Source organism: Taibaiella sp. KBW10 (genome assembly GCF_003852495.1).
GTDB lineage: Bacteria > Bacteroidota > Bacteroidia > Chitinophagales > Chitinophagaceae > Edaphocola.
Window position 1 is genome coordinate 417,116 of the sequence record NZ_QAJI01000004.1, and the last position, 23,609, is coordinate 440,724.

13 protein-coding genes are annotated in these 23,609 nt (G+C 43.3%); 7 read left to right on the forward strand and 6 right to left on the reverse strand.

Going from position 1 to position 23,609, the window contains the following annotated elements:
* Positions 1-111 precede the first annotated feature (111 nt).
* From DBR32_RS09535 to DBR32_RS09560, 6 genes are all read right to left on the reverse strand, one after another.
* The gene (locus DBR32_RS09535; RefSeq protein ID WP_124636081.1) at positions 112-777 is read right to left on the reverse strand and encodes a DUF4240 domain-containing protein; all 666 of its coding nucleotides are present in this window, start codon (positions 775-777) and stop codon (positions 112-114) included.
* 141 nt (positions 778-918) lie between these two features.
* A complete protein-coding gene (locus DBR32_RS09540) occupies positions 919-1,455 on the reverse strand; it encodes an inorganic diphosphatase (RefSeq protein ID WP_124636082.1) in 537 nt (178 codons plus the stop codon).
* Between the two features lie 63 nt (positions 1,456-1,518).
* Positions 1,519-2,583, reverse strand: a complete 1,065-nt coding sequence (locus DBR32_RS09545; protein WP_124636083.1) for a lipopolysaccharide assembly protein LapB — start codon at positions 2,581-2,583, stop codon at positions 1,519-1,521.
* Positions 2,584-2,825: 242 nt separating this feature from the next.
* On the reverse strand, positions 2,826-5,147 hold the full coding sequence (locus DBR32_RS09550) for a TonB-dependent siderophore receptor (protein WP_124636084.1): 2,322 nt from the start codon (positions 5,145-5,147) through the stop codon (positions 2,826-2,828).
* Positions 5,135-5,494, reverse strand: a complete 360-nt coding sequence (locus tag DBR32_RS09555) for a heavy-metal-associated domain-containing protein (RefSeq protein ID WP_124636085.1) — start codon at positions 5,492-5,494, stop codon at positions 5,135-5,137. The genes DBR32_RS09550 and DBR32_RS09555 overlap by 13 nt, the downstream gene beginning before the upstream one ends.
* Positions 5,495-5,554: 60 nt before the next feature.
* Positions 5,555-6,001: a hypothetical protein gene (locus tag DBR32_RS09560; protein WP_124636086.1), complete on the reverse strand. Its 447-nt coding sequence runs from the start codon at positions 5,999-6,001 to the stop codon at positions 5,555-5,557.
* 122 nt (positions 6,002-6,123) lie between these two features.
* Here DBR32_RS09560 and DBR32_RS09565 point away from each other — a divergent pair, with 122 nt between their 5' ends.
* From DBR32_RS09565 to DBR32_RS09595, 7 genes are all read left to right on the forward strand, one after another.
* The gene (locus DBR32_RS09565) at positions 6,124-7,182 is read left to right on the forward strand and encodes an RluA family pseudouridine synthase (protein ID WP_124636087.1); all 1,059 of its coding nucleotides are present in this window, start codon (positions 6,124-6,126) and stop codon (positions 7,180-7,182) included.
* 8 nt (positions 7,183-7,190) lie between these two features.
* The gene (locus tag DBR32_RS09570; protein WP_124636088.1) at positions 7,191-8,336 is read left to right on the forward strand and encodes a hypothetical protein; all 1,146 of its coding nucleotides are present in this window, start codon (positions 7,191-7,193) and stop codon (positions 8,334-8,336) included.
* Positions 8,337-8,504: 168 nt separating this feature from the next.
* Positions 8,505-14,921, forward strand: coding sequence for a gliding motility-associated C-terminal domain-containing protein (locus DBR32_RS09575; protein ID WP_124636089.1), 6,417 nt, complete (start codon positions 8,505-8,507; stop codon positions 14,919-14,921).
* Positions 14,922-15,091: 170 nt separating this feature from the next.
* Entirely contained in the window at positions 15,092-20,323 is a 5,232-nt protein-coding gene (locus DBR32_RS09580; protein ID WP_233559705.1) for a gliding motility-associated C-terminal domain-containing protein, read from the forward strand.
* Positions 20,324-20,514: 191 nt separating this feature from the next.
* A complete protein-coding gene (locus DBR32_RS09585; RefSeq protein ID WP_124636090.1) occupies positions 20,515-21,447 on the forward strand; it encodes an ABC transporter ATP-binding protein in 933 nt (310 codons plus the stop codon).
* Positions 21,448-21,469: 22 nt separating this feature from the next.
* Positions 21,470-22,765 (forward strand): ABC transporter permease, encoded by a 1,296-nt coding sequence (locus DBR32_RS09590; protein ID WP_158605950.1) that lies wholly within the window; start codon positions 21,470-21,472, stop codon positions 22,763-22,765.
* Positions 22,766-22,817: 52 nt separating this feature from the next.
* The gene (locus tag DBR32_RS09595; protein WP_199724436.1) at positions 22,818-23,345 is read left to right on the forward strand and encodes a 3-hydroxyanthranilate 3,4-dioxygenase; all 528 of its coding nucleotides are present in this window, start codon (positions 22,818-22,820) and stop codon (positions 23,343-23,345) included.
* Positions 23,346-23,609 lie beyond the last annotated feature (264 nt).

Consider the following 23,609-nt stretch of genomic DNA (forward strand, 5'->3'; position numbering starts at 1 on the left):
ATGGAGTAACGTGAAAGGAGAAATCTAAAACAATTCTGAAAAGATGTCTCCTAACGTCGACAGGACAAAACTAAAGTGGTAAACCTTACTCTGCTTTGGAATGAGGATCATCTATTTACCCGTCCAGAAAAGCTGGTATAATTTAGGGCATAATACTTGCATGGTCGCAGGAACCTGCTCTCTCCAGGTAATTTCTATCGGAGGATAATGCTCTTGTGTCGTTTTAACCTGTGTATAGTCGATATAATCATCCATCTCTTTTTGAGTGGTCTTTTTAAAGGCTTCTGCAGGTAATGTTGCCAAGGCTTCAAAGTCGAATGCACTATTGATATTGTCCTGTACTGCATAAGCGATATCATCGGCATGGCTTATACCCAAATCAAATATTTTCTTACCCCTGGTGATAAGCCAATACCGGAAAAAGGTAAAATCTTCTTCTCCACATCCCCCTTTCATCAGATAGGCTGCACACCATAGGCTTCCATTATAAGCATCAAGCAGTAATTGATCCGTTTTTAATTTAAAACCGATCAGCTGTTCCGGACTAAGCTGCGCTAAAGTATCGGATAGAAATTCTTCCTGTTCTTCCTGTGCCGTACTTTGTAATAGGGATTGATTAATGATCTCCCAATAGGCAAGCTCATTCATCACCGGAGCAATTTTACCCGGGGGTAAAGCCATATTTCCGGGTTTGGCCTGGGCATAGCCCTTAGCAGAAAGTAAGAAAAAAGCCATAAAGATAAGCCCATACCGGAGCCAATTGACTATAGGATACATATAAGCGTTTTGTATTTTGAACAGGATAATAGTTGGAATAAGGGCTATAAATATAACCGATAATTTTATGTATTCATAGTAATTATACAAAAAAATAGGGTATGCCTGTGCATACCCTATGTAACCATTATCTTTCTTCGTTTATTTACCGAATTTCACTTTATAATCTTCAATCGATTTTGCCAGAATTTCACGGGCTACATCTACACCGTGGAAATCTTCGATTACCACTTCTTTGTTTTCAAGACGTTTGTACTCCTCAAAGAATTGTTTTACCTCTTTCAATAAGTGGGCCGGCAATTCGCTGATATCATTAATATGGGCTACGCTCATATCTTTGTCACATACTGCAATCAGTTTATCATCTGCCTCTCCCTGATCAACCATACGCATTACACCAATGATTTTTGCAGAAACGATACACATAGGGTGAATATCAACCTGAGATAATACTAAGATATCCAGTGGATCATTATCATCACAAAAAGTTTGCGGTATAAAGCCGTAGTTGTGCGGGTAGTAAACAGAGTGGTACAAAACCCTGTCTAAACGCAGCATCCCGGAATCTTTATCTAATTCATATTTCGCTCTGGATCCTCTGGGGATCTCGATAATTGCGTCTACGATTTCAGGCGCTTTATCGCCGTAACTCACATTGTGCCAAGGATTGAATTCCATATTTTTCTTTAAAAATTTTTGCAAAAGTAATAAAGTATTGTCAATATATTTATTCTGAGTAAATTATTTCAACTCTGGTTTTTCATCAGCCAGATTGGGTAGATACGGATTATCTTTTTTCCACATCTCAAAATTCCTGATGGCTTCTTTAAACTGATTAGACCAGGCAGCAAAGTTCTGAGAACTCTCTACGGCACCGAATAACCATTGGTTATAAGCATTAAAATGCCCGTTTTTGATAATTTTGGTCTGATAAGTAAACAATGATTGGGGGTAGGTACGGGCAAAATTACTATTCCAGTATACCAAAAAACGGGTACGCAACATGGTAAGGTTGTCTACCGTAAAGCCATCGCTGATAGTAGAAATATTGGTATTAATGGCTTTTTTATAAGCCGAAGCGAAATTGCGGCTTTCTTTTTTACTACTGTTTTCGCCATTAAAACCGGGCAGGGACTTATCTTCCGTCTGAGAAAATATTTTCTTATACCCATCAAGCAGCATTTTTTTCATGTCTACCGTTTTGGCGGTATAAGGCTCCAGGTTGATAAAAATTTCTGCATAAATTACCGCCCACATAAAATCATTATTCTGGTATAAAGCCTTAGCAGCATTATAATAATTGGTAGGGTAGTAGGGATCCTTTTTAATCCCGTTATTCCACTCCTTCAAGGCCGTATTGTTACTTTTGGCATCTGCAATCAGCAAATTACCTTTGGTATTGTATAACACCCCGGAATTTGGATATTTATCCAAACCGCTTGACACAATCTTTTTCGCTTTGGTGATATTGCCATTAGCTTGTTCAATTACGGCTGCTATCTGAAAAGTCTGTTCATCCGCAGCAGCAGAGTTCAGTACCGGTTCTATCGTTTGTTTGGCCGATTCAAAGTCTTTTTTCAGGAAGTAGGTATAAGCAAGATCCCGGCGCAAAGCAACATTGTCCGGCGCCATACGGATGGCCTGCATATACATGGCCGCGGCATTATCATAATCATTTTTAGATAAAAAATTTCCGGCGCTGGTGATGATCTGTTGTAATTCGGGTGACTGGTCTCCGATCTGGGCACTGCTAGTATTGGGATATATAAAAACGCTTAAAATAAACGCGAGCAATATTCTTTTCATCTTCAAAATTTGAACAAATTTATTTCATTTTTTATTAATGAAGGGTCTTTTCTAGTGCTTAAGAGCAAAGAGCGTATTAAATAGCTTACAATTCTCTTTTCGCAGCCGGGCAAGCAATCTAAATAATCTATTGGAGATTCCTCCTATTGTCGGAATGAGCAGAAAAGGAGTATGCCCTAAAATAATATAAGGAATCAACCAAAAGTCAATTCCTTATATTTAGAGCTTATCATACTATTTACTTATTTCAAATTCAAACGGAAGCCTGCATAGATATTACGCCCCATACCGGAACCCCATACCAAAGAGGCATCAAAGTTGTTTCCAAATGGATTTTGTGCATCTACAATTAAGGGATGTTGCATGATGTTCCCGATATTTTCCATACCCAGGTATACTTCATATTTGCTATCCTTAAATGATTTATTGATCTGTGCATTCATCATCCAATAGGTAGGGGAATAATCGGAACCATGAATATGCTGGGCATGTTCGTTGTACCGTTGCGGTACGCGCTTCGCGCCGATCCATTGTACGGTATAATCAAATTTCCAGTTGTTCTTGGTTTCGTATCCGATATTGGCAAATGCTCTTTGTGCCGCCACAAGGGGTTTTTCCTTTGATCCGGAAACATAATCTGTTTTAATATCATAAAAACGATAGGCCAAACGGATATCCAGGTTTCTGATCAGTTCATAGTCTACTTGTGCCTGAATACTATGGGAGTAAGACTTTCCGTCAAGGTTATAAAAGTTAACGGCATTATACTGCTCCATATCCACCACAATCTGGTTGGTGAAATTGGTAAAGTAATAATCGATCCCGAAAGTACCATCTCTGTAATTCAACCGGAATTTCTGTGTCAGGTTCAAACCCATATTCCAGGCTACTTCCGGTTTAAACGGATAGGCGCCGCTTTGCATGGTATTGATATCCGTCCCATTCAGTTGGAAGGCCCTGGAAGAAGCCATAAAGCCCATGTTCTCTGCCAGAAAGTTAGCCGTTCTTTGTGCCCTGCCTATAGACGCACGGATAGCCGTATTTTCTGCAGGGGCATAGCGCAGGTGCAGTCTTGGCGTCAAAAACGCTCCGAACAGGTTATGGTAATCTGCTCTTAAACCCATCACTGCATTAAACTTGGTCAGGTATTTATAGGCATATTCTACAAAAGCACCGGGCACAACTTCGGTTCTGTTTAAAGGTGTATTGTTGAACTGTTCTTTATACTTATCGTATTGCGCACTTGCCCCAAACTTGATGATATTATTGGTATTATTGATAATAGTTTGGTAGATATAGTTGGCATAGAAACTCTGCTGGCTACCATCATAAGTACGGGCACCATAGCGGTTGCTTTGATCATGAAAAACACCGGAAAGCTGCAGCCCCATACTCTTATAAGGCTTATTTGGAAATACTTTCCCGATCTTAGCCCAGGTCTCCAAACGGTTTACCTGATTTTCATAGCCCCAGGCATTACCCACGACTTGCGGCGTTCCTTCGGTATAGTTTTTCTGTCCTCCCATCATATTCAGAACCACTGCCTTAAAACCCCCTTGAATTTCGAGGCCATTATCTCCGAAATAAAACCAGCGGTTGCTTCCGACAAAGTTAGTACCCATAGGATTGTCCAGGAAGTTATCTCCATTCATATCCACCTTCATCCAATCCGATCTGCCATGCAATAATACACTGGTACTTAAATGTTTGTTGAAACTATGATTATATACAAGATTCCCTTCTGAACGGCCTTGTGTGCTTTGATAGCCATTGATGAGCCATTTGGGCGATTTATCTTCAAAAGGTTTCACCCATTCTACATTAATCTGTCCGGCGGTACCTTCAAAACCATTTACCACACTACCGGTACCTTTACTTAATTGCATACTTTCTACAAAAGTACCCGGTGTAAAGCTGAGGCCGGTAATGGCCGCAAGCCCTCTGATATCGGGGATATTTTCTCTTGTAAACGTGGTGTAGGCACCAGCCAGACCCAACATTTGGATCTGCTTATACCCGCTTACCGCATCGGTAAAGCCGACATCAACAGAGGGGGTTGTCTCAAAGCTCTCACTAAGGTTACAACAAGCCGCTTTCATGAGTTCATTGCTGCCGATCTTTTCTACTTTGAAGGCTCCGGTAAGGCCGATCTCCGTCGTTTTTCTACGACTCACCACATCTACGATGTTGAGCTCCTTTCCGGTAGTGTGGCTTTCTTCTTTAAGTAAAACCTGTATTGGTGTCATACTGTTATTTACAATAGACAGGGTATCATTTAGGTAACCCATGTATCGAAATACAAGCTGCTGTTGTTCTTCAGGCAAGCTTATACTAAAGTTGCCGTTTTCGTCAGAAACACTATGATGCTTGCCATCAAGGCTACTGATGGTCACGCCAATCATTATTTCTTTATTTTGAGCATCAGATACCACACCCGTAACGGTTTTCAGCGTTGCGGTTTGCTCCAATTTGCTATCCTGCGCAGATGCAAAATGAAAAGTACCCAAAAGGCTTCCTATAAAGACCAATCGAAATATAAACGGTTTAGGCATTAATGACTGCATTCAGCCCCATCGTTATATGCGCAGCATGAAGGAAGTTTTTTATATTTTTCTTTGTCGGCGACTACATTACCGGCATCATGACCCGTATGGGCGATGCTTTGTTCAATCTTATCGAGCGTCGTTTTATCCGCGTTGTAGACTACTTTTAATTCCTGCGTTTTCACGTCCCAGTCGGCACGTTTTACACCTTTGATGTAGGCAGCGTCCTCGATGCGTTTTTTACACATACTACACACGCCTTTCACCTTAACGGTTTCAGATTTTATTTTGGAAGTTTCCTGGGCAAAGCCAGAAGAAGATATGCTGAGCGTACCGATAGCCATCATGGCTATAAAGAGATTTTTCATTCTTACAATATATTATGGTTCTTAAAGATCATGTCGTTCATTTTGGAAAAAGGAACATGATCATCCATAATATACAATACGCTGAAATAATTTATAAAGGGGAATTGCCTGCCAGAGCCCATCGGGCGGGGCATTGGCAAAATAAGATAAATGTTGTGCTGTACCGGTTAAGTGCAATGCCTTAGGCACCTCATAAGCAATTAGCGGCAGCGGTAATGCTGTCTGCAGTGATTGTAAGTTAGAAGCTGCTTCGGTATGCTGATGATCTGCACTAACCTTAAAACTAAGTTCTACATTATCACAACAACTTTTAGCAGATTGTTTAACCTCTTCTGTAGCACCTTTCGCCGGTTTATTTTCGGCATCATCGCTGCAACAACAAGAAATGCCTTGCTTGCTAAAACTTACCGAAGAAATATTATCGCCGCAAAAATGCATCTGCATCACCGATCCAGAAACGGACAGGCTATACAGGAATAACATTAATATGGCGAACGATTTTTTCATTGATTGAAGCGAAATTATGTAATAAAAATTTGATTATCTATTCTTTAATCGTGTATATATTGAATTTTATAAATTTTTAACTAATATACTTATTGTATTTTTGCCGTTTAAAATATTTTGATATGCATACAGAAGAGTGGGAAGACGAAGAATTACCGGAATCGGAGGTAGAGGAGAAGGAACTGACAGAACGTTTGAGAATTATTGTAGATAAGGGCCAGGAGCCTTTAAGGGTAGACAAATTTGTTATGAATCGTGTGGAAGGTGCGACCCGTAATAAGATCCAGGTAGCGATTGATGAGGAAATGGTTTTGGTGGATGGCAAGCCGGTTAAAGCAAATTTCCGGGTAAAACCGGGTATGGAAGTGGTAATCTTCGATAACAGAAGACCAGACCGTACCGACATTATTCCGGAACCGATGGATCTTGATATTGCTTACGAAGATGATGATGTACTCGTAATTAATAAAAAGGCCGGTATGGTGGTACACCCCGGTAGCGGTAATTACTCCGGTACTTTGGTAAACGGAGTGGCCTGGTATTTGAATCCCGAAGAAGATAAAAACAGGATTATAGACCTACCCAGAGTAGGCTTGGTACACCGTATCGATAAAGATACCAGCGGGCTGATTCTAGTGGCCAAAAATGAAGCAGCAGCTAAACATTTGTCCCTGCAATTTCAGGAACACACTATACATAGAAGATATATTGCGCTGGCATGGGGACATTTTGAAAGTCCGGAAGGAACCATTACCGCTAATATAGGACGCAACATGCGTTTTAGAAAAAAAATGGATGCCTTCCCGGATGGAGATCATGGAAAACATGCAGTAACCCATTATAAAGTACTGGAAGAATTCCATTATGTGTCTTTGCTGGAATTCAGACTGGAAACGGGTCGTACCCATCAGATACGCGTACACAGCAGGTTGATAGGGCATCCTTTATTTAACGATGAAACTTATGGTGGTGATCGTATTGTAAAAGGAACGGTCTATTCCAAATACAAGCAATTTGTCGATAACTGTTTTAAAATATTACCGCGGCAGGCCTTACATGCTAAAGAATTGGGATTTGTACATCCTGTAACGGGCGAAAATATGTTGTTCACTTCTGACATACCTCTAGATATGGAACAGGTGATCGAGAAGTGGCGCAAATACATTGTAAAAGAACAATAATCATAAGGATGAACATAAAAGGTTTAAAATATATTCTATTCTGTTCCGCTGTGCTTGCGGGCGCGCAAAGCTTTGGTCAAATCAGCAACCTGATGGAGGAACAGGATGTCCGCTCCTTAAGAAATGAAAAAGATGCGTTGTACTTCAGTTTATACAGTAATAACTTTTTTAAGAATAATGAATATTTTCTGAATTCCGTAAGTGGTTATACTTTATTTGGCACACAAAATGTGATGGCATTGACCTATAAACCGAACAAGATTTTAAGCTTGCAGGGTGGGGTATACCTTAAAAAAGATTTTGGTACGGAGGGTTTGGCTAAAGTGGCCCCTTATTACAATCTTAGCTTAAGCAAGAATGGCTATAGCCTTAGTTTTGGTAATTATGGCGGCCATATCAATCACCGGATGCTTGATCCGATGTTTGGTTACGAACGATTGATGACCAACTATTTGGAAAACGGGATACAGCTAAAGGTCAATAAACGGTCGATCTATTCCGAACTTTGGATTGATTGGGAAAAGCAGCAATATTATAATGTAAATTATAACGAGCGGTTTACCATAGGAAACAACACCCGTCTGAGGATATTCCATGAAGGTGGCACGAGCCTAAGCATCCCCGTACAAGTGCTGGCCAGTCATAACGGCGGACAATTGGATACTACAAATTCACCTACCGTAACATTATTCAATGCTGCAGTGGGTCTGGATATTACCCAAAAAATCAGTTCCCGGACCATTAAAAGTATCGGGTTGAATGCCTATTATCTTTATTATAAAGATCTGGCAGGGAATAGTGATCTTGCGTACAAAAACGGTTCGGGTATGTACGCCAACCTGAATGTACAGTTTCAAAAAGGATTTTATGCTACAGCAGGGTATTGGCAGGGAAAGCAGTTTATTGCGCCTAAAGGCGGCGTCCTTTTTCAATCCTTGAGTTATAATCCCGGTAATCCCGATCTGCTTACACCCGATCGAAAAATGGTCATGCTCGGACTGGCTTATCAGAAAAAAATAATGCCCCAAATGACTATTGATGTACGGCTGGAACCTTTCTATGATATTGGAAATAAGCGACTTGACTACTCCTACGCACTATTCCTGACCTATCAGCCTCATTTTTTACTAAAGAGAAATCTGCAAGAACCATAACAGAACCCGATTCCGGGTTCTTTTTTTATTGAGGGATTCCCCTTATAATTTAATATTAAGATAATTGCATTTTTTAAAACCATTAACTACCTTTACATTTCGTTAACACTATATAGTGTCTAAACGAAGAGAAGCCCCTACCTATTTTAAAAGTAAATCTATAATGTTATGAAACGAATTTTCACGTCCGTATTCGTACTCATGAGTGTGGCATTTTCTGCCAAAGCACAATTGGGGATGACGGTTAAAGACACCACGGTCTGTAAGACAACGACCTTTAATGTATGTGCCACGCCACCTGCCAGTACACTTCCGAACATTGACATGGATGACAAGTTTTCTTCTGCAGTTGATATCGGTTTTCCATTCACTTTTTACGGACAAACGTATACGCAGTTAGTCATCTCAGACAACAACTTTGTGTCCTTCAATACCGGACTATCCGGTCAAATCAGCGAGTTTACTTATCAAAATGCGCTCAATGCCAATCAGCTGAACAATGTGATCATGTTCCCTTTTCAGGATCTGAACATCGCAACCAGCAATGGCATCATCCGTTATAAGACCACCGGAACGGCGCCCAACAGAAGGCTTATTATCGAATTTTGTAATGTAGGTTATTATACCTGTAATACTTTACTTACCACCAATCAGCTGGTTCTTTTCGAAGGATCAAATAATATTGAAATGCATATTGCACAAAAACAGGACTGTCCCAACTGGCCCATCGGCATTAGCTTAGGTAAGGGGGTACAAGGTGTTCGTGCAAACACAAATGCTTCGGCGGTCTTTGTAAACGGAAGAGGCCCCGCCAATGCTTCCTGGACCATCAGTGCTCCGGAAGCGACCCGCTTTACACCTTCCGGCAGTACCTATACGGTATCCAGTATTGGCTATACTTCAGAACCCTTCTTTAACCCAGGCGGAACATTCACCTGGTATAAAGGCAATAATACCCCGCCTTATGCCAGTACCAACTGTGTGAATATTACTACCGATCCGGCCACTAGTTATTATGTAGCAGTATATACCGGAACCATAGGTTGTAATTCCAATATACCTATGACGGCATCGGATACCGTATTTATCCACCATAATGTTACAACGGCACCTAAAACCCTGACCTATTGCCAAAACCAATTACCAACAACCTGGAATGGGATGAGTATCCCTGCAGGTACGACCAGTCAAAGCAATTATGATACCGTATTAGTAACCGGTACCGGCTGCGATACCAATTTCGTCGTGAGTCTTAATATTACACCTGCACTAAGTCCTGCCTTCACACAGGTAGCCCCGATATGTGCCAATGGAGCGTTAAACCCTTTGCCGACAACATCTAATAATGGCATTCACGGTACCTGGACCCCCGCTTTGAACAATACGGCGACAACCACTTACACTTTTACCCCGGATAGCACTACTTGTGCACTTCCGGCAACCATGACAATACAAGTAAATCCCAATACACAACCGTATTTCGACCTAGTCACACCAAAATGTATCGGCTCCAATATTCCGCCCTTACCCACCACCTCTATTAATGGGATCACCGGTTCCTGGATACCCGCTACAATCAGCAATACGACATCTGGGACCTATATTTTTTATGCCAATGCCGGGCAATGTGCTCTGCTCACCTCGATGAACATACAGATTAATAACAATACGGTGCCTGCTTTTACCCAAGTACCACCCATCTGTATCGGGCATCCTTTAGCACCTTTACCGACGATTTCCAATAATCAGATTACCGGTACCTGGTCGCCGGCCATTAATAATATGGCTACCACCACCTATACGTTTACACCGGATACCGGACAATGTGCCGCCAGTACGACCATGACCATACAGGTGTTGCCGGTCATTACCCCTAGCTTTAATCAGGTGCCTCCGATCTGCGTCAGCGGAACGATAAATCCCTTACCGACCACTTCATTAGAAGGCATTACCGGTACCTGGTCTCCGGCTATTGACAATACGACGACGACGACCTATACCTTTACCCCAAATCCGGGACAATGTGGGGAACCCACATCAATGACGATTGTTGTACATCCCAATACAATTACGCCTACCTTCAACCAGATTGCTTCTGTTTGTTATGGCAGTGCAACAAATCCATTACCGGCTACGGCGACAAATGGTATTAGCGGAACCTGGTCGCCAACCTGGAATAACACCGCATCCACTACTTATACCTTTACCCCAACACCCGGACAATGTGCAGTAAATACCACTATGACGGTATCTGTCGACAGTGTGGTGCCTAATTTCGGTGCAATTGCTCCTGTATGTTTTGGCAGCACAACAAATCCATTACCGACAACCTCAACAAATGGCATCACCGGTAGCTGGACCCCCGCATTCAATAGTACCGCAACCACAACGTATACATTCACTCCGAATGCAGGACAATGTGCCGTTGGTACTACAACAACGACTGTTACTGTAAATAGCATTACACCTGCATTTACACAAGTAGCGCCTGTTTGTCAGGGTGCGATGATGAGCCCTTTACCAACCACTTCAACGAATGGCGTTACGGGTACCTGGTCGCCTGCTTTGAATAATACCACTACAACTACATATACCTTTAGCCCAACAGCGGGACAATGTGCGACTGATGTGACGATGACCATAACTGTAAACGGGACGACCCCAGTATTTACACAGGTGGCACCGGTTTGTGCAGGCGCAAGTTTAAGTCCGCTACCCACTACCTCGACGAATGGCGTTACCGGAACCTGGGCTCCGGCGATAAACAATACAGCAACCACCAACTATATCTTTACCCCAACATCCGGGCTTTGTGCTACAAATGCGAGCATGACGATTGTCGTTAATCCAAATGTAATACCACTATTTGCTCAAGAGCCTTCTGTATGCCTGGGTACTAAAGTAAATCCGCTGCCAACCACTTCCCTGAATGGCGTTATCGGTACTTGGTCGCCAATTGTAAATAGTAATGCCACCACTACTTATACCTTTACACCTGATTCCGGGCAATGCGGTACTAACGTAACGATGACCGTTGCCGTTAATCCGATTTTATCCCCGACATTTACGCAGGTAGCACCTATATGTGCCGGAACAAGCTTAGCACCATTACCCGATACGGCATCCAATGGTGTGATCGGTACCTGGTCACCCGCTTTAAATAATACCACAACCACTACTTATACCTTTACGCCCAATCCAAACCAATGTGCGGAACCGGCTTTAATGACTATAACCGTAAACCCAATCATTACCCCGGCCTTTACGCAGGTAAGCCCGATATGTGTTGGAGCGGCTTTGTCTCCTTTGCCAACCACTGCTACCAATGGTATAACAGGATCATGGGCTCCGGCTTTAAACAACACGGCTACCACCACCTATACCTTTACCCCAACAGCGGGGCAGTGTGCGGCAAGTACCACCATGACCATTACCGTGGGGAATAATACCTTACCGACATTTACCTCTGTAGCACCAATCTGTGCTGGAGCTGCATTGGCTGCATTACCCACTACTTCAAACAATGGCATTACGGGTACCTGGACACCGGCCTTAAATAATACCGCAACCACGACCTATACCTTTACACCGACAGCAGGTATTTGTGCCACAAGTACCACTATGACCATTACAGTAAATCCGGTATTAAGCCCGGCATTTACGCAGGTGGCTTCTATCTGTTCTGGTGCTACGCTGACGGCATTACCGACTACTTCAACCAATGGCGTTACGGGTACTTGGTCACCGGCTTTGAATAATACGGCCACCACAACCTATACATTTACCCCGACAGCAGGACAATGTGCCAATACGGCAACAATGACCATCACGGTCAACCCTAATACGACACCAGCATTTGCGCAGGTAGCACCTATTTGTACCGGAGGCACACTGGCTCCTTTGCCAACCACTTCAACGAATGGCATTACGGGTACCTGGACGCCGGCTTTGAATAATACGGCCACCACCACCTATACCTTTACGCCGACAGCAGGACAATGTGCGGCAACCGCAACTATGACCATCAATGTGGGTAATAATACACTTCCTGTATTTACACAGGTTGCTGCGATCTGTTCAGGAGCTACCTTAACCGCATTACCAAGCACTTCAAACAATGGTGTTGCCGGTACCTGGTCACCGGCTTTAAATAATACGGCGACCACAACCTATACATTTACCCCGGCCGCTGGCGTTTGTGCGACCAGCACCACAATGACCATTACGGTCAATCCGATACTAACACCGGGCTTTACTCCTGTTGCGGCAATCTGTTCCGGAACCACTTTAACCGCTTTACCCACCACGTCGACAAATGGCGTTACGGGTACCTGGTCACCGGCATTGTATAATACGGCTACAACAACTTATACCTTTACGCCGGCTGCAGGACAATGTGCGACGACTGCTACCATGACCATCACGGTTAATCCGAATACGACGCCTGCATTTACACCCGTTGCACCTATTTGTACCGGTACCACATTGAGTCCTTTACCGACGACTTCCAATAATGGTGTTACGGGTACCTGGGCACCGGCTTTGAATAATACGGCCACCACCACCTATACCTTTACGCCAACAGCAGGACAATGTGCGGCAACCGCGACCATGACCATTCAGGTAAATAATAATACGCTGCCGACATTTACTCCGGTAAATGCAATCTGTTCCGGTGCAAGCCTTGCAGCATTACCTACGACCGCGACAAATGGGATCACCGGTACCTGGGCTCCGGCTTTGAATAATACTGCAACGACCACATACACCTTTACACCTGCGGCAGGGCAATGTGCGACCACCACAACGATGACCATTACGGTTAATCCGATTCTTAGCCCAAGCTTTACAGCAGTGGGACCGGTATGTGCCGGCACGCCTTTATCCGCTTTACCAACAACCTCAACAAACGGGGTTTCCGGAACCTGGGCACCTGCTATAAATAATATGGCGACAACGACCTATACCTTTACACCGGCAACAGGACAATGTGCGACCTCCACAACCATGACGATTACGATTACCCCAGGAACAACACCAATTTTTGTTCCCGTAAATCCGATATGTACCGGAGCCAGCTTAGCGGCATTACCGACTACTTCCACCAACGGAATTAGTGGTACCTGGTCACCTGCATTAAATAATACGGCAACAACGACCTATACCTTTACCCCGGCTGCAGGTCAATGTGCTTTACCGGCAACGATGATCATTACCGTTAATCCTAATATTACACCGGCATTCACTCAGGTCGCACCAATCTGTGCAGGAACGGCATTAGCCGCACTGCCGACAACTGCAAATAATGGAATAAGCGGTACCTGGTCTCCCGCGGTAAATAATATGGCCACCACATCCTATACCTTTACGCCAAATACCACAGGAGGACAATGTGTACTCCCCACAACCATGACGATTGTGGTGAATCCTTATCTGACGGGCAACAGAAATGCCAGTATTTGTGAAGGCAATAGTTATACGTTCAACGGTATTACCTATACAACAGCAATTAGCGGGGTAAAAGATACCTTGCCAAATGCAAATGGTTGTGACAGTATCATTACCTTAAACCTGAACATCAAGCCAAAAACTTACGGTATTCATACGGCGCTGATCTGCCAGGGAAGTAGCTATACTTTTAACGGAAATGTTTACACGATCTCTAATAATACGGCGAAGGATACATTGATCAACTCTTTAGGCTGTGACAGTATCATTACCCTTAATCTTACGGTAACGCCGGTTAATCCTATATTAACGAATCAAGCGCTTGCAGGATGTGGTAATGTTGTTTTCAAATCGGTAAACTATACTAACAATACAATTGTGAAGGATACGCTATACACCGCACAAGGATGTGACAGCGTTTACAGAACCACTAATATTACGGTATATCCGGAATACCATTACGGACTCATCATTGATACTTTTGGTTGTGATAAAGTGGTGTATAATGGCATTACCTATACAGAAAGTGTTTCCTTTAAAGATACCATACGTACCGTACACGGTTGCGATAGTATTATCAATAATGTGAATATCGAAATTGTAAAATTTGATCTTCAGGCAAGCATCAATCCCGAAGATCCTTATGAAGGAGAAGAGGTAAGGATACAGACTAATAGCGCTGACGGACAAGCCTATAATGTAATTTCCTGGACCCCAACCAGCTATTTTAACGACCAAACCAGCTTGTTCCAACAATTCCAGGCCAATACCGGCCAGCATGTTGTGGTTACGGGTGTGGGCAGAAGAGGTTGTAAGGATACAGCAGTCATTGATTTTAAAGTAAGGCCTTATACCCCTAGTGTAATCTTACCAAATGCGTTTACGCCCAATGGAGATGGTAAAAATGATGTTTTTGTGCCTGTGCTGGGCGTGGACAGAGGCTATCAGCTTACCGATTTCAGGATTTTTAACAGATGGGGGCAACTCTTATTTTCTACTACCCATATTAATGTAGGTTGGGATGGTACCTTCAATGGCCAGTTGCAAAGCCAGGATGTGTATTTCTACACCGTAACCATTATTTTCAGAGATGGTAGCAAAAAATTCTTCAAAGGAGATGTAACTCTTTTAAGATAAACTGATTATAATTTAAAAATGCCAATGCCCTGTAGGATTTTCTTACAGGGCATTGGCATTAACATTTTTTAACATAGCGATTTTTTTGTTATTTGCTTTTTTATTAATATTTTTAGATAAATTATACCTACCTAATTTACAATATTATATTAATTGCAAAATACCCCCCTATGAAAAAAATATTTTGTATTATCACCATACTCATGGTGCATTTATCTGCGCTGGCGCAAATAGGTATTTCCGTTAAAGATACTACTGTGTGTAAGGCAACAACATTTAATGTTTGTGCCTCCACGCCTTCCAATACCATATCGAATATCGGTTTCGATGATGAATTTTCCTCAATCGTCAATATTGGTTTCTCATTTACCTTTTATGGGCAAACCTATACACAATGTGTGCTCTCAGACAATAATTTCGTTTCTTTTAATACCAGCCTTGCCGGTCAGCGTAGCGAATTTAAATACTCCGATGCAATAGGTTTAGGAGAATTGAACAATGTTATTATGTTTCCTTTTCAAGATCTGTATGTGCCGGCAGGTAGCCCTACCATAAGATATATGACCTTAGGACAGGCGCCCAACAGAAGATTTATCATAGAGTTTTGTAAGGTGCGTTACTACAGTTGCAACAATTTAGAAACCACCAACCAACTGATCTTATATGAGACTTCCAATGTGATTGAGATGCACATTAACCGGAAAGATAATTGTGCCGGCTGGCCCACCTTTACGACCACAGGACAAGGAGTACAAGGGGTGAGGGCGACCACAAATGCTTCTGGTGTATTTGTTACGGGTCGTGGACCAAACAGTGCACAATGGACGGTAACGACACCGGAAGCAAAACGATTTACCCCAACGGGTTCTACACCTTCCTATACGGTTAGTAACATTTCTTATGCATCGGTCCCGTTCATTAGCCCGGGTGGAACGTATACCTGGTATAAAGGAAACAGTACCACTCCCTATGGCACGACAAACTGTATCAACATCACTACTGACACAGCAACAGATTACTATGTGGCCAAATTTACCGGTATTGCCGGCTGCGGCGCTACGGCCCCAACTACCTTGTATGATACGGTATTTATTAATTACCTGAATCCTTATATTCCCAAAACATTATCTTATTGTAGCAACCAGTTGCCCGCAACTTGGAACGGGATCACCATCCCGGCAGGAACGACCAGCCAGAACAACTATGATACCGTTTTAGTAGCAGGAGCCAATATTTGTGATACCAATTATGTGATTAACCTGAACATTACGCCCGCCCTTATCCCTGCATTTACACAAGTAGCACCTATTTGTATCGGAGCAACACTGGCTCCTTTACCCACAACTTCAAATAATGGTGTTACCGGTACCTGGGCACCGGCTTTAAACAATACCACCACCACAACCTATACTTTTACGCCAACGACAGGGCAGTGTGCCAATACGGCCACCATGACCATTACCGTAAACCCGATAGTAACGCCTGCTTTTACCCAGGTAGCACCGATCTGCACAGGAGCAAGCTTGTCTCCTTTGCCCACTACCTCCAATAATGGGATTACGGGTACTTGGGCGCCGGCGGTAAATAATACGGCTACCACAACCTATACCTTTACCCCAACGGCAGGGCAGTGCGCCAATACGGCTAGCATGACCATTACCGTTAATCCTAATATTGTACCCGTATTTACGCAGGTACCTGCGGTTTGTGCAGGCGCTACGATGACTCCTTTACCTACCACCTCGAATAATGGCATTACGGGCACATGGGCACCGGCGATAAACAATACCGCCACCACAACCTATACCTTTACCCCAACCGTGGGGCTCTGTGCCCCAACGACGACCATGACCATAACCGTAAATCCGCTAGTAACGCCTACTTTTACTCAAGTAGCGCCGATCTGTACCGGAACAACGCTCAATCCTTTATCTACCACTTCTAATAATGGCATTACCGGTACCTGGGCACCGGCATTAAATAATACGGCCACCACAACCTATACCTTTACCCCGACGGCGGGGATATGTGCTACAACCGCAACCATGACCATTACCGTCGATCAGCTAATTACACCTGCATTTACACAGGTAGCACCGATCTGTACCGGAGCCAGCCTGTCTCCTTTGCCCACTACTTCAAATAATGGTATTACGGGCACCTGGGCACCGGCATTGAACAATACGGCAACGACCACTTACACGTTTACCCCTACAGCAGGGCAATGTGCGGCCACAGCCACGATGACAATCAATGTTGGCAATAATGTCGTACCGGCATTTACCCAAATAGCTGCGGTTTGTGCCGGAGCAACAATGGCTGCTTTGCCCACAACCTCAACCAACGGTATTACCGGTACCTGGGCACCGGCATTAAATAATACGGCCACCACAACCTATACATTTACGCCTACGGCGGGTCTTTGTGCCACAACGACAACCATGACGATAACGGTAATGCCGATTGTTACACCTGTATTTACACAAGTAGCCGCAATTTGTGCCGGAGCAACGCTAGCGCCTTTACCCACCACATCAACCAATGGCATTACGGGTACCTGGGCACCGGCTTTGAATAATAACGCTACAACAACTTATACCTTTACCCCAGCGGCAGGGCAGTGCGCCAATACGGCTACCATGACCATAACCGTTGATCCGAATACGATACCGAGCTTTACGCAAGTAGCCCCTATTTGTGCCGGTGCAAGCCTGAATGCATTGCCCACGACTTCGAATAATGGTGTTACGGGTACCTGGACGCCGGCAATAAATAATACAACGACCACAACCTATACCTTTACGCCTACTGCAGGAATATGTGCGACAACCGCAACCATGACCATTACGGTCAATCCAATTATCACACCTGCGTTTACACAAGTGGCCGCAATATGTTCGGGCGCAAGCTTAGCACCATTACCCACCACATCCACTAACGGCATTACCGGTACCTGGGCACCGGCTTTAAATAATACGGCTACCACAACCTATACGTTTACGCCAACGGCAGGGCTTTGCGCAACGACGACCACCATGACCATAACGGTCAATCCGATCGTGACACCTACTTTTACGCCAATAGCCGCAATATGTTCGGGCGCAAGCTTAAGCCCTTTACCGACCACATCCACTAACGGCATTACCGGTACCTGGGCACCGGCTTTAAATAATACCGCTACCACGACCTATACTTTTACCCCTGCAGCAGGGCAATGTGCCACGACCACTACCATGACGATTACCGTCAATCCAAATATACTACCGGCATTTACCCAAGTGCCGCCAATATGTGTTGGTGGTGCCTTAGCGCCTTTACCGACCACATCCAATAATGGCATTACCGGTACTTGGGCACCGGCTTTAAATAATACCGCTACCACGACCTATACCTTTACCCCTACAGCAGGGCTATGCGCCACGACCACTACTATGACGATTAGTGTGGGCAATAATACCGTGCCGACCTTTAACCCGGTTGCTGCCATCTGTGTAGGAGGAACATTATCTGCCTTACCCACTACCTCTAATAATGGTATTGCGGGTACCTGGGCACCGGCGCTAAATAATACGGCAACGACGACCTATACTTTTACGCCTACAGCGACAGGGGCCTGTGTTACCGGAACAACCATGACTATTACGGTGAACCCGATTGTTACCCCAAGCTTTACCAATATCGCTCCTATATGCTCCGGAGCAAGCTTAGCCCCCTTACCGACGACCTCGCTTAATGGCGTTACCGGTACCTGGTCACCGGCTTTAAATAATACCGCTACCACGACTTATACTTTTACGCCAAGTGCCGGTGCCTGTGCAACGACAACAACCATGACCATCACCGTCAATCCAAATACAATACCTACATTCACACCCGTTGCACCCATTTGTGCAGGCGGTAACTTAACGGCCTTACCTACGACTTCGAATAACGGCATTAGCGGTACCTGGGCGCCGGCTTTAAATAATACCGCTACCACAACCTATACTTTCACGCCCAATGCCGGGGTTTGTGCGACACCTGTTACGATGACAATAACCGTTAATCCGAACATTGTGCCATCCTTTACACAGGTAGGGCCAATATGTACCGGTAATAGTCTCGCATCCTTACCACTCACGTCCAATAATGGCATTACCGGTACCTGGGCACCGGCACTGAATAATACGGCCACAACAACCTATACCTTCACACCAAGCGCGGGGCTTTGTGCCACCACAACCAGCATGACTATTACGGTAAATCCTTATCTGACCGGTACCCGGAATGTGCATATTTGTGAGGGCGCAACATACACCTTCAATGGTATTACCTATACGACTGCCGTTAGTGGCGTAAAAGATACGCTGGCCAATGCGAACAGTTGCGATAGTATCATCACCTTGAATTTGGCTTTCAATCCTAAAACCTATGGTATAAAGACCGCAACAATCTGTCAGGGTTCCTCCTATAGTTTTAATGGCAATATCTATACAACAGCCAATAATACGGCGAAAGATACGCTGGTGAATGTAAACGGATGTGATAGTATCGTGACCCTTAACCTATCGGTTATTCCTGTAAATCCAATTACACAAACACAAAATCTGAGAGATTGTGGCCAGGTGACGCACAATGGCACAACGTATACTTCCAGCACGGTCATAAAGGATACAATATATACTGTCCTTGGCTGCGATAGTATTTATACCACGACAAATATTACCGTCTTTCCGGAATATCATCTAACGAAAATTATTGATACTTTTGGATGTACCTCTTTGCGGTATAATGGAAAGACCTATACTACCAATACCACTTTTAGAGACACTATAAAAACGGTGAATGGCTGTGATAGTATCGAGCATACAGTAAATATCCATATCATAAACTTTGACCTGAGAGCAGACATTGACCCGGAATCGCCCTATGCCGGAGAAGAGGTTAAAATTGAAACCCGTAATACAAGCGGGCTGCCTTACAATATCATTTCCTGGAGTCCGGCTACTTATTTTAGTAATCAAACTGCTTTATCACAACGATTCCAGGCGACAACAGGGCAGAAGGTGATCATTACAGGAGTAGAAGAACATGGCTGTACCGATACTGCACTTATTAACTTTGAGGTCAGGCCTTATCGTACAGATGCAGTTATGCCCAACGCCTTTACTCCAAATGGAGATGGCCGAAATGATGTATTTGTTCCGGTGTTGGCTATAGACCGTGCCTACCAGCTGACTGATTTCAGAGTATTTAACCGTTGGGGACAGTTATTATTCTCTACAACACACCTGAATGTGGGTTGGGATGGTACTTATAAAGGAGAGCTGCAAAGCCAGGATGTATATTTCTACACGGTAAAAATTATCTTTTTAGATGGTACCACCAAATTCTTCAAGGGAGACATTACTCTATTAAGATAATCCTAAGCCAATCGAACGCTTTATCCTTAATTGACAATAAGTGATTACAATCACCTATAACTCAGGGTAGGGGGATTTAATTGGGGGAAATTAAGATTGGATTGGGCTTTCTGATAATTCTAAATTATCTTTGAAAATGTTGCCTCAGGGCAACATTTTCGTATTTAAAGCATAAATGATTTAGAGGAATTATGGAAAACAACATTTTACTATCTGTCAGAAATCTAAGTAAATCGTATGCGGCACATAAAGCTGTAAACGATATCAGTTTCGACATAGAAAACGGGAGTATTTTTGGATTGTTAGGGCCGAATGGGGCAGGGAAGAGTACCTTATTAAGAATGATCACCGGTATTTTTTATCAGGATTCCGGAGAGATTATTTTAGATGGTAAGCCTTTTCAGGGATTAAAGAATACGGAACTGATTGGCTATATGCCGGAAGAACGGGGGCTTTATAAGAAAATGAAAGTAGGGGAGCATATCCTTTATCTCGCACAACTCAAAGGGCTAAATAAAACAGAAGCACTGGAACGTGCTAAATACTGGGTGGATCGGTTGGAAATGAACAGCTGGTGGAACAAAAAGGTAGAAGACCTGAGTAAAGGGATGAGCCAGAAACTACAATTTGTAGCGACGGTAATCCATAATCCCAAATTACTGATCCTGGATGAACCCTTTAGTGGTTTAGATCCGGTGAATGCTAATGTAATCAAAGAAGAGATCTTCCGTCTGTCAAAAGAAGGCACCACCATTATTTTCAGTACCCACCGTATGGAACAGGTAGAAGAAATCTGTGATAAGATCGTCTTGATCAATCTCGGACAAAAATTATTAGACGGCAGCGTACAACAGGTTAAGCAGGATTATAAAGAGCATATCTTTAATCTTGAGTTGGCCCATCCGATGGCCAGCTTACCTGACAGGATCAAGGTACTGGACCAAAAAGAACACTTTTTGCGTTTCCAACTGGAAGAAGGCCGTTCCGCCAATGATATCTTATTGCACTTTATCCAGCAACAGAACAACATCATATCTTTTCAGGAACACTTACCCTCTCTGAATGATATTTTTATCAAAATAGTAGGGGCTACTCCAAATGCCCGACCATTCGATACCTTCTAATTTTATTAAAACATATTTTCCAATGAAAACAGGAATCATCATAAAACGCGAGTACCTTACCAGAGTCAAGAAACGCTCTTTTATCATTACCACACTTTTATTGCCTTTACTCTTTATTGCCTTTAGTGCTTTGACGACTTATCTGACCATGAAGAGCTCAAAGGTAAAAACAGTGACCATATTGGATGAGAGCCAATATTTCATCAATCATATCAAGTCGACCAAAAATGTTTCTTTTGAATTCAGTCATAAAAACCTGGATTCTTTAAAAAGGGAATTGAAAGATGGCGCCTTTGATGCCCTTGTATATGTGCCCGCGATCGATATCAATAAAAAAGAAACCCTGACTATTTTCAGTAATGAACAACCGGGTACAGAGGTAGAAAGCGAGTTGAAAGAGCAGATGAATGACCTCTTAATAAATGAACGCCTGAAAACGGCCGGAATCGATCAGGAGAAATATAAAGCAGCCAATGAAGCTACCATTTCCTTTGAAAACAAAGTAGGGCAGGAAGAGAAAAAATCAAATTCAGCCATCGCCAGCGGCATTTCAACTGTGAGCGGATTTTTATTGTATTTCTTTATGTTATTATACGGCATGAGCGTGATGCGCAGTGTTATGGAAGAGAAAACAAACCGTATTGCAGAGATCATTATCAGTTCTGTAAAACCATTCCAACTCATGATGGGAAAAATTGTTGGGGTAGCCTTGGTCGGTTTGACACAGGTGCTGATCTGGGTCGTCTTCCTGGGGGCAATCTTCTTTATTTTCAGCCCGATGATGACGGCCAAAATGAATATATCCGAAGCAGCACAAATAGCACAAAGTGCGCAGGGGGGCAATACTAAACTAGAAATGTTTAAGATGATCAGCAGCAGCCTGGGTAGTATCAACTGGCTGAGCATTGTTGCCTGGTTCCTGTTTTATTTCTTAGGAGGCTACTTCCTTTATGCCGCGTTATTTGCAGCTGTAGGCAGTTTGGTTAACGAAGACCAGCAGGATGCGCAACAGTTTACAACCATCATCACCTTACCGATCATTTTCAGTTTCTTCCTGATGACCGCGGTGATCAGAGATCCAAACAGTGGCATGGCTGTTTTCGGCAGTATCTTCCCGCTCACATCACCCATTGTGATGATGGCAAGGATTCCGTTTGGGGTACCTGCCTGGCAATTAATTGCCTCTGCAGTCTGTCTGGTTGTAGGTTTTATCCTGACGACTAAGCTCGCCGGAAAGATATACAGAACAGGCATCCTGATGTATGGTAAAAAAATTACCATGAAAGAAGTGGGTAAATGGATTTTCAGAAAAGGATAAACAGACATTCAAAAAAACAGTAACTTTAATTCAAAATTAGAAGCATCATATTATGGCTATACAACGTCCCTTTAACCTGACTAAATGGATCGACGAGCATCGTCATCTCTTAAAACCACCTGTCGGTAATCAGCAAGTCTACAAGCAAGTCGATGATTTTATTGTAATGGTCGTTGGCGGACCCAACAGCCGGAAGGATTTTCATTATAATGAAACCGAAGAATTATTTTATCAGCTTGAAGGTGATGTCGTGGTGCGGATTATAGAGGACGGAAAGATTGTACCCATTGAGATCAAGGAAGGCGATATGTTCTTATTACCAGCTAAAGTACCACATTCCCCACAACGTGGACCCAATACCGTTGGACTGGTGATCGAGCGGGTACGTCCCGGAGATATGCAGGACTCATTTGCCTGGTACTGCGAAAACTGTTCCCATAAATTATATGAAGAGTTTTTACCCGTTGGGGATATTGTGGCGCAGTTACCTCCGGTAATGAATGCCTTTTATGCCGATGAGCAAAAACGCACTTGTGACAAGTGTGGTACGGTAATGGCACCGCCAAAGAAATTGAGCTGATCTGAGTTTATAAGCATCTAAGTATAATAAAATAGGCTACACTTTGTGTAGCCTGTTTTACTTATACAATATTGGTGCATGTTGATATATCATTCGGTACTCCTGAATTTTTCTAAAGGTTTCAACAGGTGAAACGTAGTTAATATTTAAGTATCCAAAAACTCTATAATGATCACGGATGACAACTTTTACATAACCCATTTGCGCATCTACACTAATGCAGGCTCAGAGGGCAGGTACTTCAAGATTATAGCGGTTTATACA